At 67.8% G+C, this 14843-nt stretch carries 14 protein-coding genes; 5 read left to right on the top strand and 9 right to left on the bottom strand.

What is annotated here, in order from left to right:
* Nucleotides 1–16 precede the first annotated feature (16 nt).
* From C7444_RS07750 to C7444_RS07730, 5 genes are read right to left on the bottom strand one after another with little or no spacing between them, the layout of a single operon-like run.
* A complete protein-coding gene (locus C7444_RS07750) occupies nucleotides 17–2170 on the bottom strand; it encodes a type IV pilus secretin PilQ (protein ID WP_245909446.1) in 2154 nt (717 codons plus the stop codon).
* Nucleotides 2171–2193: 23 nt separating this feature from the next.
* Nucleotides 2194–2754 carry a pilus assembly protein PilP gene (locus C7444_RS07745; protein WP_211317501.1) on the bottom strand — a complete coding sequence of 187 codons (561 nt, stop codon included), beginning with the start codon at nucleotides 2752–2754 and terminating at the stop codon, nucleotides 2194–2196.
* Nucleotides 2751–3464: a type IV pilus inner membrane component PilO gene (locus tag C7444_RS07740; RefSeq protein WP_110400265.1), complete on the bottom strand. Its 714-nt coding sequence runs from the start codon at nucleotides 3462–3464 to the stop codon at nucleotides 2751–2753. Before C7444_RS07740 ends, C7444_RS07745 begins: the two co-directional genes overlap by 4 nt.
* A 9-nt stretch (nucleotides 3465–3473) precedes the next feature.
* Nucleotides 3474–4115 (bottom strand): PilN domain-containing protein, encoded by a 642-nt coding sequence (locus tag C7444_RS07735; RefSeq protein ID WP_110400264.1) that lies wholly within the window; start codon nucleotides 4113–4115, stop codon nucleotides 3474–3476.
* Nucleotides 4112–5191: a pilus assembly protein PilM gene (locus C7444_RS07730; protein ID WP_110400263.1), complete on the bottom strand. Its 1080-nt coding sequence runs from the start codon at nucleotides 5189–5191 to the stop codon at nucleotides 4112–4114. Before C7444_RS07730 ends, C7444_RS07735 begins: the two co-directional genes overlap by 4 nt.
* Nucleotides 5192–5513: 322 nt before the next feature.
* On the opposite strand from C7444_RS07730, the gene C7444_RS07725 reads away from it, so the two are divergent.
* Complete coding sequence (locus C7444_RS07725; protein ID WP_110400262.1) at nucleotides 5514–7817, top strand: penicillin-binding protein 1A; 2304 nt, start codon at nucleotides 5514–5516, stop codon at nucleotides 7815–7817.
* Nucleotides 7818–7832: 15 nt separating this feature from the next.
* Here C7444_RS07725 and cyaY read toward each other — a convergent pair whose 3' ends face one another.
* Nucleotides 7833–8165 (bottom strand): iron donor protein CyaY, encoded by a 333-nt coding sequence (gene cyaY / locus C7444_RS07720; RefSeq protein ID WP_375136916.1) that lies wholly within the window; start codon nucleotides 8163–8165, stop codon nucleotides 7833–7835.
* Between cyaY and lptM the strand changes: the two genes are divergently transcribed.
* Entirely contained in the window at nucleotides 8071–8436 is a 366-nt protein-coding gene (lptM, locus tag C7444_RS20980) for an LPS translocon maturation chaperone LptM (RefSeq protein ID WP_375136915.1), read from the top strand. The two genes, cyaY and lptM, sit on opposite strands and share 95 nt — an antisense overlap.
* Before the next feature lie 14 nt (nucleotides 8437–8450).
* Here lptM and C7444_RS07715 read toward each other — a convergent pair whose 3' ends face one another.
* Nucleotides 8451–9095 carry a DUF3047 domain-containing protein gene (locus C7444_RS07715; protein ID WP_170130666.1) on the bottom strand — a complete coding sequence of 215 codons (645 nt, stop codon included), beginning with the start codon at nucleotides 9093–9095 and terminating at the stop codon, nucleotides 8451–8453.
* Nucleotides 9096–9325: 230 nt separating this feature from the next.
* Nucleotides 9326–10360 carry a porin gene (locus C7444_RS07710; RefSeq protein WP_110400259.1) on the bottom strand — a complete coding sequence of 345 codons (1035 nt, stop codon included), beginning with the start codon at nucleotides 10358–10360 and terminating at the stop codon, nucleotides 9326–9328.
* 231 nt (nucleotides 10361–10591) lie between these two features.
* Here C7444_RS07710 and coq7 point away from each other — a divergent pair, with 231 nt between their 5' ends.
* A complete protein-coding gene (gene coq7, locus C7444_RS07705; RefSeq protein WP_110400258.1) occupies nucleotides 10592–11263 on the top strand; it encodes a 2-polyprenyl-3-methyl-6-methoxy-1,4-benzoquinone monooxygenase in 672 nt (223 codons plus the stop codon).
* Nucleotides 11264–11266: 3 nt separating this feature from the next.
* On the opposite strand, the gene C7444_RS07700 is transcribed toward coq7, so the two are convergent.
* Nucleotides 11267–11704: an OsmC family protein gene (locus tag C7444_RS07700; protein WP_110400257.1), complete on the bottom strand. Its 438-nt coding sequence runs from the start codon at nucleotides 11702–11704 to the stop codon at nucleotides 11267–11269.
* A 299-nt stretch (nucleotides 11705–12003) separates the two neighbouring features.
* Between C7444_RS07700 and ilvA the strand changes: the two genes are divergently transcribed.
* Entirely contained in the window at nucleotides 12004–13635 is a 1632-nt protein-coding gene (gene ilvA / locus C7444_RS07695; RefSeq protein WP_110400256.1) for a threonine ammonia-lyase, biosynthetic, read from the top strand.
* Between the two features lie 62 nt (nucleotides 13636–13697).
* Nucleotides 13698–14837 carry a nicotinate-nucleotide--dimethylbenzimidazole phosphoribosyltransferase gene (locus C7444_RS07690; protein WP_245909445.1) on the top strand — a complete coding sequence of 380 codons (1140 nt, stop codon included), beginning with the start codon at nucleotides 13698–13700 and terminating at the stop codon, nucleotides 14835–14837.
* The last annotated feature ends 6 nt before the right edge of the window (nucleotides 14838–14843 follow it).

Raw genomic sequence — 14843 nt, 5'->3', positions numbered from 1 at the left:
TTTTGTTATCTCGATCTCAGCGCCCCGCCGGCGCATTGCGATCCGTGATCACCTTCGGCGTCAGGAAGACCAGCAGTTCGGTCTTGCTCGACTTGCGGGTCTTGTTGCGGAACAGCACGCCCAGGTAGGGCACGTCACCGAGCACCGGGACCTTGTTGATGGATTCGATCTCGCTGACTTCGAAGATGCCGCCGATCACGACCGTGCCGCCGTTCTCCACCAGCACCTGGGTCTTGACGTGTTTGGTGTTGATCGCAAAACCGGCCGAGGTCGATTGGCCGACGCTGTCCTTGTTCACGTCGACGTCCATGATGATGTTGCCCTCCGGCGTGATCTGGGGGATGACCTCGAGCTTCAGGTTGGCCTTGCGGAAGGACACCGCGGTGGCACCGCTGGAGGTGGCCGACTGGTAGGGCAGTTCGGTGCCCTGCTCGATCAGCGCGCTCTTCTGGTCGGCCGTGATCACCCTCGGGCTGGAGACCAGCTTGCCCTTGCCCTCGGACTCCAGCGCCGACAGCTCCAGGTTCAGGAAACGGTTCGAGGACGCCCCGAACAGCGACAGCGCGAAGGTCGCGGCCGTCGCACCCAGAGACGAGGTGTCCGCGGGCAGGCTGACGAACTGGGTGTTGCTGTAGTCCACCGTCGTGCTGGTCTGCGAGGTCTGGTAGCCGTTGGACAGGTAGTTGCCGCCGATGGCGATCCGGTTGCTGCCGCCCACGCTCCAGCCGGGCGTGCCGCCCTGCTGGGCGCGCAGGTCGGTCGCCCCGAGCTTGACCCCGAGCGCACGGCCCCAGGTGTCCTCGGCCTCGACGATGCGCGCCTCGATCATCACCTGGCGCACCGGGATGTCGATCTTTCCGATCAGCTGGCCGATCTCCTCGAGCTTGCTCGGGATGTCGCTGATGAAGAGCTGGTTGGTGCGGGTCTCGGCAAACACGCTGCCCCGGACGGACAGGATGCGGGTGCCGGCCCCGCTGGCGGTGGAGCCGGTCGCGGACTGCTGGCCGCCCAGGCTGCGCGCGACGTCCTCGGCCTTGGCATAGTTGAGCTGGAAGGCCTGCGAGCGCAGCGGCTCCAGCGCCGTGACCTGGGCCTTGGCCTCGAGGTCCTGCTTCTCCTTGGCAGCCAGTTCGTCCTTGGGGGCGACCCACAGCACGTTGCCGTTCTTGCGCACGCCCAGGCCCTTGGCCTGCATGATGATGTCCAGGGCCTGGTCCCAGGGCACGTCCTTCAGGCGCAGCGTGACGTTGCCGGTGACCGTGTCGCTGGTGACGATGTTGAAGTTCGTGAAGTCGGCGATGACCTGGAGCAGCGAGCGCACCTCGATGCTCTGGAAGTTCAGCGTCAGCTTCTCGCCGCTGTAGCCCGCGCCCTGGGTGAGCTTGTTCGGATCGACCTTGACGGGGCGGACCTCGAGCACGAACTGGGAATCGGTCTGGTAGGCACTGTGCTCCCAGGCACCACGCGGCTCGATCACCATGCGCACCCGGTCACCGGCCTGGGTCGTGGTCACCCGCTGCACGGGCGTGCCGAAGTCGGTCACGTCGAGACGGCGGCGCAGCGCTTCCGGCAAGGTCGAGCGCAGGAACTCGACCACCAGGTTCTGGCCCATCTGGCGGATGTCGACCCCGATCTGCGGGTTGGCCAGATCGACCACCACGCGGCCGGCACCTTCCTGGCCCCGACGGAAATCGATGCCCTGCACCTCCTCGACCTGCGCATTGCGGCTGTCGGAGAAGTGGATGGCCGGATCGGCCGCCGCCACCCTGGCGCCGGGCTGCGGAATGACCGCGGGGTCGAGCCGCACCACCAGGGTCTTGCCCTGCAGCTCGGTGCGGTAGCCGGTGTACTGCTTCAGGTTGAGCACCAGGCGGGTGCGGTCACCGGCCTGGGCCAGCGCGACCGATCGCAGGTTGGCCAGGTTGAGCTCATGTGAACTGCGGCCGGTGGCGTTGGTCACGCCCGGCAGGTCCAGCGCGATGCGGGCCGGCGATTGCAGCGCAAAACCGCGGGGCAGCTGCGCCAGGGCCTCGGACAGCTCGATGCGGATGACCTCACCACTGCCTTGCTGGGATCCGGACACGGATTGCACGACCGATTCGGCCCACGCCGCCGCGGGCACGAGAGCGCACGCGAACAGCGCCGCCAGACGCGTAGGCCAATGGGACATGGTGGACTTCTCCTGGATCTGCTTCATCGACCCTTCTCCTGAGCACGCTCCTGGAGGGTCAGCGTGGCGGAGCGTTCAACCCACTCCCCCACGGCGTCCTGCACGATTTCGCGCAATGTGATTTCTGTTTCGCTGATGCGGGTCACGCGACCGAAGTTCTGACCCAGGTAGTTGCCGACCCGGACCTGGTAGAGCAGGCTGTCGGCCTTCAGCAGGGCGTGGGGCACCCCACCGCGCACGACGCTGCCGACCATGACGAGCGAGTCGAGCGTGTACGCCTCCAGCGGCTCGCGCCGCCGGTTCATCTCCGCGGCCAGCACCGAATTGGGCTGCCGGTCCTCCTGCTTGATCGCCACCTGCAGCTTCTGGTTGCTGAACGGATCGACCGTCAGCGAGGCCAGGTAAGGCTGGGGATCGAACTTGCGCGGAGGCACCAACGGCGAGACCCGCGGCCGGACCTCGAGCCGCTGCTGGTCCATCCAGGCCTGCAGTTCTTCATGGGTGTCACCGCAGCCGGCGGTCAGCAGCGTGGCCAGTGCCAGCGCGGCCAGTGCCAGGGGACGGGCGGCCTGGATCCGGCTCATGGTTTGCTCCCGTCGGGCTTGCCGGCCTTGGCCGCCTTCTGGCTGGCCTCGACCTCGGAGGGATCCAGGTAGCGGTAGGTGCGGGCGGTGGCCTCCATCGTCAGCATGCCGCTGGGCAGCTGCGAGGCGTTGCCGCCGGCGGCCGGCACGCTCAGGATGACGAGGTTGTGCAGCGTGACGATGCGAGAGAGGTTGGCCACGTCGGCGGCGAACGAGCCGATGTCGTGGTAACGACCGCTCACGCGCAGCGAGATCGGCAGCTCGGCATAGTAGTCGCGGATGGCGACCTGGCCGGGGCGGAACAGCTCGAACTGCAGGCCGCGCCCGAGGCCGGCCTGGTTGATGTCCGACAGCAGCGCGTCCATCTCGGCACGACCGGGCAGCTGGCGCTCGAGCTGGGTGACGTACTCCTGCACCTGCAGCTTCTGCTTGCGCAGCTCGTCGAGGTTGATCGCCTGGGTGAGCTTGGCGCGGTACTCGTCCTTGAGGGTCTGCTCGCGGGCGGTCTCGGCGTCGAGCTGGCCGATCGCGTCGGACACGAGCATGAACCAGGCGAGGAACAGCGCCGCCAGCGCGGCGGCCAGCCAGGCCAGCGCCTTGGGCAGGATGGGCCACTGGCCGGGTTCGTTCGGGTTCAGGTCCGTGAACTGCGAACGCACCTGTTCGACCAGGTCGTCGAAATCGAGGGTGAACGGTCGGGAGGTCGCCATGGACGTCTTTCAGGACTGGGTCGCCGAAGCGCTGGCCGCGACACCGGCCGCCCCCGACGCAGGCGCGGAGGCCGCTTCGGCTTCCTTGTCCTGCGGGCGCTTCAGGTTGAGCCGCACCGAAAACTCGAACAGCCGCTTCGCGTCACGCCCCACCGTCGAGACGGCGGCGGCCTTGATCTCCACCAGCTCGGGATGGTCGAGCCACTCCGAGTGGTAGGCCGTGTTGCGCAGGAACTCGGACACCCGCTCGTTGGTCTGCGCCACGCCGGTGACGGCCACGCCCTGACCATCCTGGCGCAACGCCGTCAGGTAGACCCCTTCGGGCGTCTGGCGCACCAGCTCGTTGAGCAGGTGGACCGGCATGTTGCGGTCGATCTGGAAGTCCTCGACCACCTTCTGCCGGGCCTTCAGCGCATCGATCTCGGCCCGCAGGGACGCGATGTCCTTGATCTGGCCTTCCAGCCGCTGGATCTCGGTCTGCAGGAACGCATTGCGGGAGGCCTGGCGCTGGCTCAGCTCGACGACCACCAGGTACCACAGCACGCCCACCAGCAGCCCCACCACCGCCGCCACGCCGATGCCGGCGAAGAAGGCCTGCCGGCGTCGCTTGCGGCGCTCCTGCCGGTGCGGGAGGAGGTTGATCAGGATCATTGCAGGAATCTCCGCATCGCCAGTCCGCAGGCCGTCAGGTAAGACGGCGCATCGCGACGCAGACGGTTTTCACGCACGGCCGCCCCGATCTTCATGCCTTCGAAGGGGTTGACCACCATCGACGCGAAGCCGGTCAGCTCGATCACGCGGTCCTTCAGGCCCGGCAGCGTGGCCGTGCCACCGGACAGCATCACGTAGTGGACCTTGTGGTGCGGCGTGCTGGTGAAGAAGTACTGCAGCGCACGCCCGATCTCCTGGGCCAGGCTGTCGACGAAGGGGGCGAGCAGCGTGCTCTCGTAGTCGTCGGGCAGGTCGCCGGCGACCTTCTTGTTCTCGGCCTCCTCGAAGGAGAAGCCGTACTGCCGCGAGATCAGCTGGGTCAGCTGGGCCCCGCCGAAGGCCTGGTCCCGGTCGTACAGGATCTCGTCGTCACGCAGCACCTTGAGGCTGGTGGTGTCGGCGCCGATCTCGAACAGCGCCACCAGCGCATCCCGCCCTTCGTTGGGCAGGGTGGCGATCATGCGGCCGATGGCCAGTCGCGAGACGTTGGACTCGATGTCGAGCACCACCGGCTTCAGCCCGGCCGCCTCGGCCAGACCCTGCCGATCCTGGACACGGTCCTTGCGGGAGGCTGCGATCAGCACCTCGACATCACCCACCGCCTCGGGGCTCGGACCGATGATGCAGAAGTCGAGGCTGACCTCGTCGAGGGAGAAGGGGATGTACTGGTTGGCCTCGGCCTCGACCTGCAGCTCCAGCTCCTCTTCGCGCAGGCCGCCGGGCAGCACGATCTTCTTGGTGATGACCGCGGACTGGGGCATGGCCATCGCCACTTGGCGGGTCTTGGTGCCGCTCTTGGCGACCACCCGACGCACCGCATCGGCGACCTCATCGAATTTTTCAATCTGCCCGTCGGCGATCCAGCCCTTCTCGAAGGGCTCGCTCGCGAAGCGCTCCACCACGTACTCGCCGGACGCGGTCTGCCCGAGCTCGACCAGCTTGACGCTCGACGAGCTGATGTCCAGCCCGAGCAGGGATGCCGACTTGCGTCCCAGAAGAAGGTCAAGAAAGCTCACGCGTTTCCCCACAGCCGTGCGTCCACCCGACACGAGCAGTTAATAAGTTACTTCAATGCTAGCAATAAAGCCATTGATGTACAAAGATTTTCCCGTATTTTCGCGTTCCCGCTCGTTGCAAAAGGCACACGTACACGGCCTTCATGGCACGACCGGAAAACGAGAACTGCTGCACGGATCATGATCGAACCGACCTGGGCCAGGGCCCGTGTCACCCCGTTCCTATAATCGCTGGCCTCGACGCATCTCCCCCATGAGCGAATCCTCCTCCACCCCCTCCTCACGCCCGTCCGGCCGACCCGGCTCCCGCAATCCGGTTGCGATGGTAGCCCGTGTCTTCGGGTGGCTGATCGGGGGGTTGCTAACGGTTGCGTTTGCCGGTCTGTGCGTTCTGGGGATCGCGCTGGCGATGGCCTACCCGAATCTGCCATCGGTCAACAGCATGATCGACTATCGGCCCAAGTTGCCCATGCGTATTTACTCGGCGGACGGCGTGCTGCTGGGCGAGTTCGGCGAGGAGCGCCGCAGCTACCTGCCCATCGGGCAGATCCCCAAGGTGATGCAGAACGCGGTGCTGGCGATCGAGGACTCCCGCTTCTACGAACACAGCGGCGTCGACTACGTCGGCGTGCTGCGAGCCGGCCTCGAGAACCTGCGCGAGGTGCGCAGCCAGGGCGCATCGACGATCACGATGCAGCTGGCGCGCAACTTCTACCTCTCCACCGAAAAGACCTTCACGCGCAAGATCTACGAGATCCTGCTGGCACTGAAGATCGAGCGCCTGCTGTCGAAGGAAAAGATCCTCGAGGTCTACATGAACCAGATCTACCTGGGGCAGCGGGCCTACGGCTTCGCTGCCGCCAGCGAGATCTACTTCGGCAAGCCGCTCGACCAGATCACCCCCGCCGAGGCCGCGATGCTCGCCGGCCTGCCCAAGGCACCATCGGCCTACAACCCGATCGTCAACCCGAAACGCGCCGAGACCCGCCAGCGCCACATCATCGACCGGATGCTGGAGACCCGCTTCATCACGCAGGAGCAGCACGACGAGGCCCTGGCGCAGAAGCTGGTCTACCGCGACACCAGCACGGCCGCCCCGCGTGTCCATGCCGAATACGTGGCCGAAATGGTCCGCCAGATGGTCTACGCACAATATGGGGAAGACACCTACACGCGTGGCCTGAACATCACGCTGTCGATCCAGACCACCGAACAGGAGACCGCCTACCAGGCCCTGCGCAAGGGGCTGCTGGACTTCGAGCGCCGCAAGGCCTACCGCGGCCCGGAGGCCTACGTCAGCCTGCCGGCCGACGACGATCGCAAGCTCGACGCCCGGGTCGCCGAAGCCCTGGAAGAGCATCCCGACTACGGCGACCTGCGCAGCGCGGTCGTGCTGCGCGCCGACGCCCGCAGCATCAAGGTGATGCTGCAGAACGGCGAGACCTTCAACCTCACCGGCGAGTCCGTGCGCATGGCCGCCAGTGCACTGCGCAGCAGCGGCAGCGAGCCGCCCCAGATCCGGCGCGGCGCGGTGCTGCGCCTGCTGAAGTCGCCCAAGGGCGACTGGGCCGTGATGCACCGCCCGGAAGTGGAAGGTGCCTTCGTCGCGCTCGATCCCGTGACCGGCGAGGTGCGCGCGCTGGTGGGCGGCTTCGACTTCACCCGCAACAAGTTCAACCACGTCACCCAGGCCTGGCGTCAGCCCGGCTCGAGCTTCAAGCCCTTCATCTACTCCGCCGCGCTGGAGAAGGGACTGGGGCCGACCACGGTGGTCAACGATGCCCCGCTGTTCTTCGATGCCGGCTCGACCGGCAGCCAGCCCTGGGAGCCCAAGAACTACGACGGCCAGTTCGACGGGCCGATGTCGCTGCGCCGCGGCCTGGCCAAGTCGAAGAACATGGTCTCGATCCGGGTGCTGCAGTCGATCGGCCCGACCTATGCCCAGGGCTGGATCAGCCGCTTCGGGTTCGAGGCCGAACGTCACCCGCCCTACCTGACGATGGCACTCGGCGCCGGCAGCGTCACCCCGATGCAGATGGCCAGCGCCTATGCGGTCTTCGCCAATGGCGGCTACCGGATCAATCCGAGCCTGATCAGCCGCATCGCCGATGCCCGCGGCCGGGTGATCGCACAATCGCAGCCGCCGCAGCTCAGCGACGACATGCGCGCCATCCCGGCCCGCAACGCCTTCGTGATGGACACGCTGCTGCAGGAGGTCACCCGTTCAGGCACTGCCGCCAAGGCGCAGAGCAGCCTGAAGCGCCCCGACCTCTACGGCAAGACCGGCACCACCAACGACTCGATGGACGCCTGGTTCGCCGGCTTCAGCCAGAAGCTGGTCGGCGTGGTGTGGATCGGCTACGACCAGCCCCACAAGCTCGGGGACAAGGAGACCGGCGGCGGCCTGGCCCTGCCCGTCTGGATCGACTTCATGAGCAAGGCCCTGCGTTCGGTGCCCGTCAAGGAATACACCGCGCCCGAAGGGGTCATCAACGTCGGCGGCGATTGGTACTACGAAGAGAACACCCACGGCGCCGGCATCGGCTCGCTGGGCATGGAGGACAACGCCCCGCAGGCGCCCAGCACCGAGGAGCGCAAAGGCATCCTCGACCTGTTCCGCAACTGAGGCCGCGCCGCGGCGTCAGCCCGCCACGAACACCAGCGGCTTGCCGCCCTGGCGACTGGCCTGGGCGGACAAGGCGGCGAAGAACTCATCGCCCGTACGGGTATCGACCCAGCGCTCGTCGACGCAACGGTAGTGGTAGCCGCCCGCCTGAGCGGCCATCCAGATCTCGTGCAGCGGTGGCTGCATGTTGATGATGATCTTGCTGCCGCCGGGAAAGCTCAGCTCGAGCAGCCCGCCGGTGCGGTGGCTGTCGATGTCGATCACGTCGTCGTCGAGCCAGCGATCGACGGTGGCCTCGATGCCGGCCAGCACCGCACTGGCCAGCTGGTGGTATCGGGCATCGGACAGTGCGGAGGTGGAGGGGGTCGTCGGTTCCATGATCGCTAGAATTGGGAGGATGAGCAGTCGCTTCCGATCCAGTTTAGCGCCCACCCCCACCCCTGCGCAGCACGGGTCGCGGTTCACCAACCACGGCGGTGGAGCATCCCGGCGCAGCACCCGGGGGATCGCGCCGTGGATCGCCTGCGCGATCGGTGCCGCGCTGCTGCTGGGCGGCTGCGGACAGAAGGGCGCCCTGAAGCTGCCGACCCCGACCTCGGCCCCGGCGACCGGGGGCTGAGCCCCGGCACACCTTCAGTCGATCTCGCGGCCCCGCAGGCGCGAGCGCCCGTAACAGGCGCGCACGCGGCTGCCGGTGTTGTCGCCATCGGTCATGTAGGCCACGCCGGTGAGCGGACCCGGCTCCTCGCCGAACGCCCGGCGGAAGTCACCGACCAGATCCCGCTCGTAGTCCCGCCACTGGCCCAGGCGCTGCGCCCCGGACTCGACGACGATCTTGCGGACCCGGTCGCTGCGGCTGCTGACGATCACGCTGCCCACCGGAGCCGTCGCGTCCCAGACGTACATCAGCGTGGAATGCGGCGGACGCTCGCCGGTCATCGCCTCGGCCAGGTCGAACAAGGCCCGGTTGCGCAGCGACAGACGCTCGTCGTCACCCTCGAAGGCCAGCACCACCCTCGCCGCCGCGTCGTCCCGGCTGGCCTCGGCCACGGAGGCGCCCTCCGCCAGGTTGTGCACCCACCACGAAAAGTCGATCCGATCCAGTTGTGGCACGGCCACACTGGTGCGGCGGCGCCACAGGCTGGCCGAGCGATCCGCCACGGCCTCGACGCACGGCCGCCCCTGGCGGTTCGAGGCGGCGTAGATCGTCTCGCGCTTGCCCGGCAGCCGCTGGGCCGACCACGCCGACTCGGCGGCCTCTGCCGGCGCCGCAGCCACCGGCCCACCGGTCTGCCCTGAGGCACAGGCCGCCAGCACGCCGCAGAGCAGCACGAGCGACGGCCACCGGCCTCGCCGACCCCGCCATGACACCGGAGCTTCGCGCCCACCGACCGCAGCCTTCACATCACGCTCCCGAAACGGGTCTCACCCATGAAAAAAGCCGCCCGGAGGGGCGGCTTCCACGGCACGACCCTCACCGCGAGGCGAGGGTTCGAGCCCAGCTTCGATCAGAAGCTGTGCTTGACGCCGAATTCCAGGCCACGCGACTTGTCGCCAGCCTTGATGGTGTAGCCGTTGACCGTGGCGACCGACAGGGCCGACGAGCCCTTGTTCTTGATCTGCGCGTAGGTGGTGTACAGCTCGGTGCGCTTGGACAGCGAGTGGATGTAACCCAGGGCGAACTGGTTGGCATCGTTCGCGTCGACGCTGGCACCCGTCGTGCTCGTGCCCGACAGGTTGGAGTTCGCGAACGAGACGCGGAACTTGCCCGCGGTGCTGACCGGCACGATCACGCCGACGTGGCTGACGCGCTGCTTCTGCGACAGGTACTTGCTCTGCACCACGGCGCCGAACAGCTTGACGACCTTCAGGTCATACGAAGCGGCCAGCGACAGCACCTTCAGCTTGTCGTCGGTGCTCAGCGAAGCGTCGGTCTGGCCATAGCCCAGCGACACGTCCACCGGACCGGCGGCATAACCCAGGCGGGTGCCGATGTACTTCTTGCCAGCCGTGCCTTCGCCAGGAGCGGCAGCCACTTCACCGTAGAAACCACCCAGGTTCGACGGCAGGATGTAGTTCACGCCGTTGTCGATGCGGGACTTGGTGTCCGCACCGGAACCAAGCACCGACACCAGCGAGCCCAGATCAGCCAGGCCATTGGTGTTGAACGTGTCGTAAGCGCCCCAGGCGTTGTACGACGGGTCCAGCTGACGGCCCAGGCGCACTTCACCGAACGAGCCCATCAGGCTCACGGTGGCACGACGGTGCCAGAAACGGGTGGCGTTGGCGGTGCCGCCATCGGCCTGGACCTGCGATTCCAGCCAGAAGCCGGCCTTCAGGCCACCACCGAGGTCTTCGACGCCACGGAAGCCCAGGCGGCTGCTCGACAGGCCGTCGGTGCCCAGCTGGGTCTGCTTGGTGTCACCGTTCTTGACTTGGCGGGCGTTGACGTCCACGACGCCGAACAGGGTGACAGACGACTGAGCGGAAGCGGCACCGGCAAACGCGCACAGCGCGGCCAGGGCGAGGAGGGATTTTTTCATTGCAACGATCTCCTAGGTTAATCAGCAGAAGCTCAGAATCTGAACCTGGCTGAAGAGCTGATCTGTCCTGCTCCCTCAGTGGAAGCAAGCGGGTATTGCACCAGACCGGAGCGGAGATTACCAAGGCCGGATGGCGACTGGATGTCAGCTGTTGTCTGTCAGCAACGCGTCAATCCGGACACGGCTCGAGCAGATCCAATACAGGCCCCAGGCCAACCCAGAGGTCCACGCATGTCAGGCACCCACTCGCCTTCTCCACGGTTCAGCCCGGTCGACCGGCTGCTGATGTCCATCGACCACGCGCTCAGGACGGTCTCGGGCGCCTCCTGCGCCAGCCGAGCCAATCCGGCCCGGACGCTGGAGATCGACCGGCAGGACGCCAGCGAGCTGTCGGAGCCGGAGCGTCGCCTGGCCGGGGCCTTGATGCGGGTGAATCACGTCGGGGAAGTGTGTGCCCAGGCGCTCTACCAGGCCCAGGCCCTGACCACCCGCTCGCCGCAGTTGCGCACCCAACTGGAGCATGCTGCACAGGATGAGGTCGATCACCTCGCGTGGACCAAGGAGCGCCTCGACGAACTGGGCGACCGCATCAGCTGGCTGACCCCGCTGTGGTACGCCGGCGCCTTCACGATCGGCGCGGTCGCCGGCGTGGCGGGCGACCGGGTCAGCCTGGGCTTCGTGGTCGAGACCGAACGCCAGGTGGAACAGCACCTGGACGGCCACCTCGAACGGCTGCCAGCACAGGATCACGCGTCCAGAGCCATCGTCACGCAGATGCGCGACGACGAAGTCCGCCATGCCCGGGAAGCGCTGGACTCGGGGGGCGTGGCCCTGCCCGCTCCCGTGCGGTGGACGATGCGTGCGGCGGCCAGGGTGATGACCACCGTCGCCCACCGGATCTGATGCTCAGGTCGCGGGGGCGGCCGAGTCCCTGACCTCGACCTCGAGCACGATCTCGGCGGTCTTGGCCAGCATGGCGGTGGCCGAGCAGTACTTGTCGTAGGACATCTGCACCGCCCGCTGGACGGCAGCCTGCGGCAGCGCGCGGCCGGTCACGACGAAGTGCATCACGATGCGCGTGAACACCTTGGGCTCGGTCTCGGCGCGGTCCGCCTTGACCTGCACCTGGCAGCCTTCGATCTGATGGCGCCCGCGCTTGAGGATCAGCACCACGTCGTAGGCGGTGCAGGCACCGGCGCCGGCCAGCAGGGTCTCCATCGGGCGGGGCGCCAGGTTGCGGCCGCCCCCTTCGGGCGCGCCGTCCATCGTGATCAGGTGTCCGCTGCCGGTCTCGGCCGAAAAAGCCATGCCCGACGAGGGCATCCAGTGGATGGTGCATTCCATGATTGCGTGCTTCCGTGTCTCGGTGAGGGGATCGGGCGGATTATCGCCATGCCCTCCCCGTCCCGTTCCCGACCGGCGTTTCATCGGTCTTGACGGCCTGCGTTGCAATGCAGCATCGATTGGGTTAAACTTGTATCACGTGTTGCGCTGAATCAGCATTACTGGTTTGCCCTCACACCGATTGTCTCCTCCACCCTCCTCTAAAGGTGGATTCAGCCCGAGGTTCATGCCTCGGGCTTTTTTTTGCCCGTGCGGCTTATGATCGAAGGCTCCCTGACCCGCCAGCCGCAGACCATCCCATGCCCACCGCGCGCGCCAAGCGTTCCACCAGCCCCGCCTCTGTCCCGGACACCCCTCCCTCGGCCACCGCCGCACGCCGCAAGCCCCGGGCCGGCACCGGCCCGACGCCGCGCGAAGCCATCCTGAGTCGCTACCTGCCACGCATCCTGACCGCCAAGGTCTACGACGTGGCTCGCGAGACCGAGCTCGAGACCGCACGCAACCTGTCGGCGCGGCTGGGCAACCAGGTGCTGCTCAAGCGCGAAGACAACCAGCCGGTCTTCAGCTTCAAGCTGCGTGGCGCCTACAACAAGATGGCCCACCTGTCGGCCGAGGAACTGGCGCGCGGCGTGATCTGCGCGTCGGCCGGCAACCACGCCCAGGGCGTGGCGCTGGGCGCGCAGCGCCTGGGCTGCCGGGCGCTGATCGTGATGCCCCGCACGACCCCGCAGGTCAAGGTCGATGCCGTCCGTGCCCTGAAGGGCGAGGTGGTGCTGGAGGGCGACAGCTACTCCGATGCCTACGAGACCGCGGTCCAGATCGCGCAGCGCGACCACCTGACCTTCGTGCACCCCTTCGACGACCCGCTGGTCATCGCCGGCCAGGGCACGATCGCGATGGAGATCCTGCGCCAGCACCAGGGCCCGATCGACGCGGTCTTCGTGGCCATCGGCGGGGGCGGACTGATCTCGGGCGTGGCCGCCTACCTGAAGGCGGTGCGCCCGGAGATCCGGGTCATCGGCGTGCAGACCACCGACTCGGACGCGATGATGCGCTCGGTCCAGGCCGGCAAGCGGGTGCGGCTCAACGACGTCGGCCTGTTCGCCGACGGCACCGCCGTCAAGCAGGTGGGCGAGGAGACCTTCCGCATCGCGCGCGAGCTGGTCGACGAGTTCATGGTGGTCGACACCGACGCGGTCTGCGCAGCCATCAAGGACGTGTTCCAGGACACGCGCTCGATCATCGAGCCCTCGGGCGGCCTGAGCGTGGCGGCCGTCAAGCAGTACGTGGAGCGCACCGGCTGCACCGGCAAGACCTTCGTGGCCATCACCTGCGGCGCGAACATGAACTTCGACCGGCTGCGCTTCGTGGCCGAACGGGCCGAGATGGGCGAGGAGCGGGAGGCGCTGTTCGCCGTCACGATCCCGGAGGAGCGGGGCTCGTTCCGGCGCTTCTGCGAGCTGCTCGGCCCGCGCAGCGTGACCGAGTTCAACTACCGCATCTCCGACGAGCGGGTGGCGCACATCTTCGTCGGCGTGGGCATGAGCCGGCGCGGCGAGTCGGTCGAGATCGCCGACACCTTCCGCCAGCACGGCTTCGACGCGATCGACCTCAGCCACGACGACCTGGCCAAGGAGCATCTGCGCCACATGGTCGGCGGGCATTCGCCCCTCACCGAGAACGAGCGGCTGTTCCGCTTCGTCTTCCCCGAGCGGCCCGGCGCGCTGATGCGCTTCCTGTCGAGCCTGCACCCGAGCTGGAACATCAGCCTGTTCCACTACCGCAACCAGGGCGCGGACTACGGCCGCATCCTGGTGGGCATCCAGGTGCCGCGCAGCGACCGGGCGAGCTTCCGCCGCTTCCTCAACACGCTGGACTACCCCTGGGTGGAAGAGAGCGACAACCCGGTCTACCGACTCTTCCTGCGCTGACGGGGCGCAGCGTGACTTCGTAGCACGGCGGGCGCAAGCCCGGCGAGCACAATGCGGCCGTGATGCGGGATCCCCCCGTTGCGGCAGCCACGATGTTCACCGACGACTCCCCTCTGATCACCCCCACCGATCACCCCGAGCTCGAGACCGCCCTGCTCGGCAAGCTCGACCGACGCACCCGCCTGGCCGGCCACCTGGGCGAGCTGGAGCCGCTGGCGGTGCGCATCGGCCTGGTGCAGGCCTCGCTGCGCCCGCGGCTGCGCCAGCCGCGCCTGCTGGTCTTCGCCGGTGACCACGGCCTGGCGGTCGACGTGAGCTCGCCGCTGGCGCACTCGACCACGGCGGTGGTCAACGACATCCTGCACAGCCGGGTGCCGCTGCCGGTGTTCGCCCACCATCAGGGCCTGACGGTCGAGGTGGTCGACAGCGGCCTGGCCGAGCCGGTGCCGCGCTGCCCCGGCCTGCTGGCCCGCAAGATCGCCCACGGCACCCGCAACTGCCGGGTCGCGCAGGCGATGACGCTGGAGCAGGTGCACGCGGCCATCCGCGCCGGCATGGAGATCGTCGAGTCGATGCCGGGCAACGTGCTGGGCTGCGCCGGCATCGGCGTGGGCAGCCACGAGGCCTCCGCGCTGCTGATCTCGCGCCTGATCGACGTGCCGCTGCACGCCATCCTGCGCAGCGGCCCGGCCATGGAGGCGACCGAGCTCGACCACCTGGTCTCGGTGCTGCAGGCGGCCCAGAGCCGCCACACCGGCATCGACGATCCAGTCGAGGCCCTGGCCGCCTTCGGCGGCTTCGAGACCGCGATGATGGTCGGCGCCATGCTCAAGGCCGCCGAGCGGCGCAGCCTGCTGCTGGTCGACGGGCTGAGCGCCTGCGCGGCGCTGATCGTCGCGGCCCAGATCGCCGGCCCGGTGGCCGACTACTGCATCTTCTGCCGCAGCACCGAACACGCCGGACTCGATGCCGTGCTGGACTCGCTGGAGAGCACCGCGCTGCTCGCGCTGGGCATGAACAGCATCGACGGCACGGGCATCGCGCTGAGCTGGCCGCTCGTCAGCGCGGCCGCGGCGCTGCTGAGCGATGTCGCCGACACCGTCGAGCCGCTGCCGCCGCAGCAGCTGCGCACGGAAGACCCGGTCGCCGAGGCGCCGGTGCGGGAGTTCCTGCGCACCCTGCCGAGCACGCCCGACTTCTGACCGCGG

The sequence above is a fragment of the Sphaerotilus hippei genome (genome assembly GCF_003201595.1).
GTDB classification, from domain to species: Bacteria; Pseudomonadota; Gammaproteobacteria; order Burkholderiales; family Burkholderiaceae_C; genus Sphaerotilus; species Sphaerotilus hippei.
Note: the sequence above shows the minus strand (reverse complement) of the source record. Positions and strands in the feature narration are given on the sequence as shown.

Coding starts and splice junctions, on each gene's coding strand:
- C7444_RS07735 (WP_110400264.1), bottom strand. CDS start 4,115: ATGATCCTGATCAACCTCCTCCCGCACCGGCAGGAGCGCCGCAAGCGA.
- lptM (WP_375136915.1), top strand. CDS start 8,071: ATGTCGATCACGTCGTCGTCGAGCCAGCGATCGACGGTGGCCTCGATG.
- C7444_RS07710 (WP_110400259.1), bottom strand. CDS start 10,360: ATGAAAAAATCCCTCCTCGCCCTGGCCGCGCTGTGCGCGTTTGCCGGT.
- C7444_RS07740 (WP_110400265.1), bottom strand. CDS start 3,464: ATGGCGACCTCCCGACCGTTCACCCTCGATTTCGACGACCTGGTCGAA.
- coq7 (WP_110400258.1), top strand. CDS start 10,592: ATGTCAGGCACCCACTCGCCTTCTCCACGGTTCAGCCCGGTCGACCGG.
- C7444_RS07750 (WP_245909446.1), bottom strand. CDS start 2,170: ATGTCCCATTGGCCTACGCGTCTGGCGGCGCTGTTCGCGTGCGCTCTC.
- C7444_RS07745 (WP_211317501.1), bottom strand. CDS start 2,754: ATGAGCCGGATCCAGGCCGCCCGTCCCCTGGCACTGGCCGCGCTGGCA.
- C7444_RS07725 (WP_110400262.1), top strand. CDS start 5,514: ATGGTAGCCCGTGTCTTCGGGTGGCTGATCGGGGGGTTGCTAACGGTT.
- C7444_RS07690 (WP_245909445.1), top strand. CDS start 13,698: ATGCGGGATCCCCCCGTTGCGGCAGCCACGATGTTCACCGACGACTCC.
- ilvA (WP_110400256.1), top strand. CDS start 12,004: ATGCCCACCGCGCGCGCCAAGCGTTCCACCAGCCCCGCCTCTGTCCCG.
- C7444_RS07700 (WP_110400257.1), bottom strand. CDS start 11,704: ATGGAATGCACCATCCACTGGATGCCCTCGTCGGGCATGGCTTTTTCG.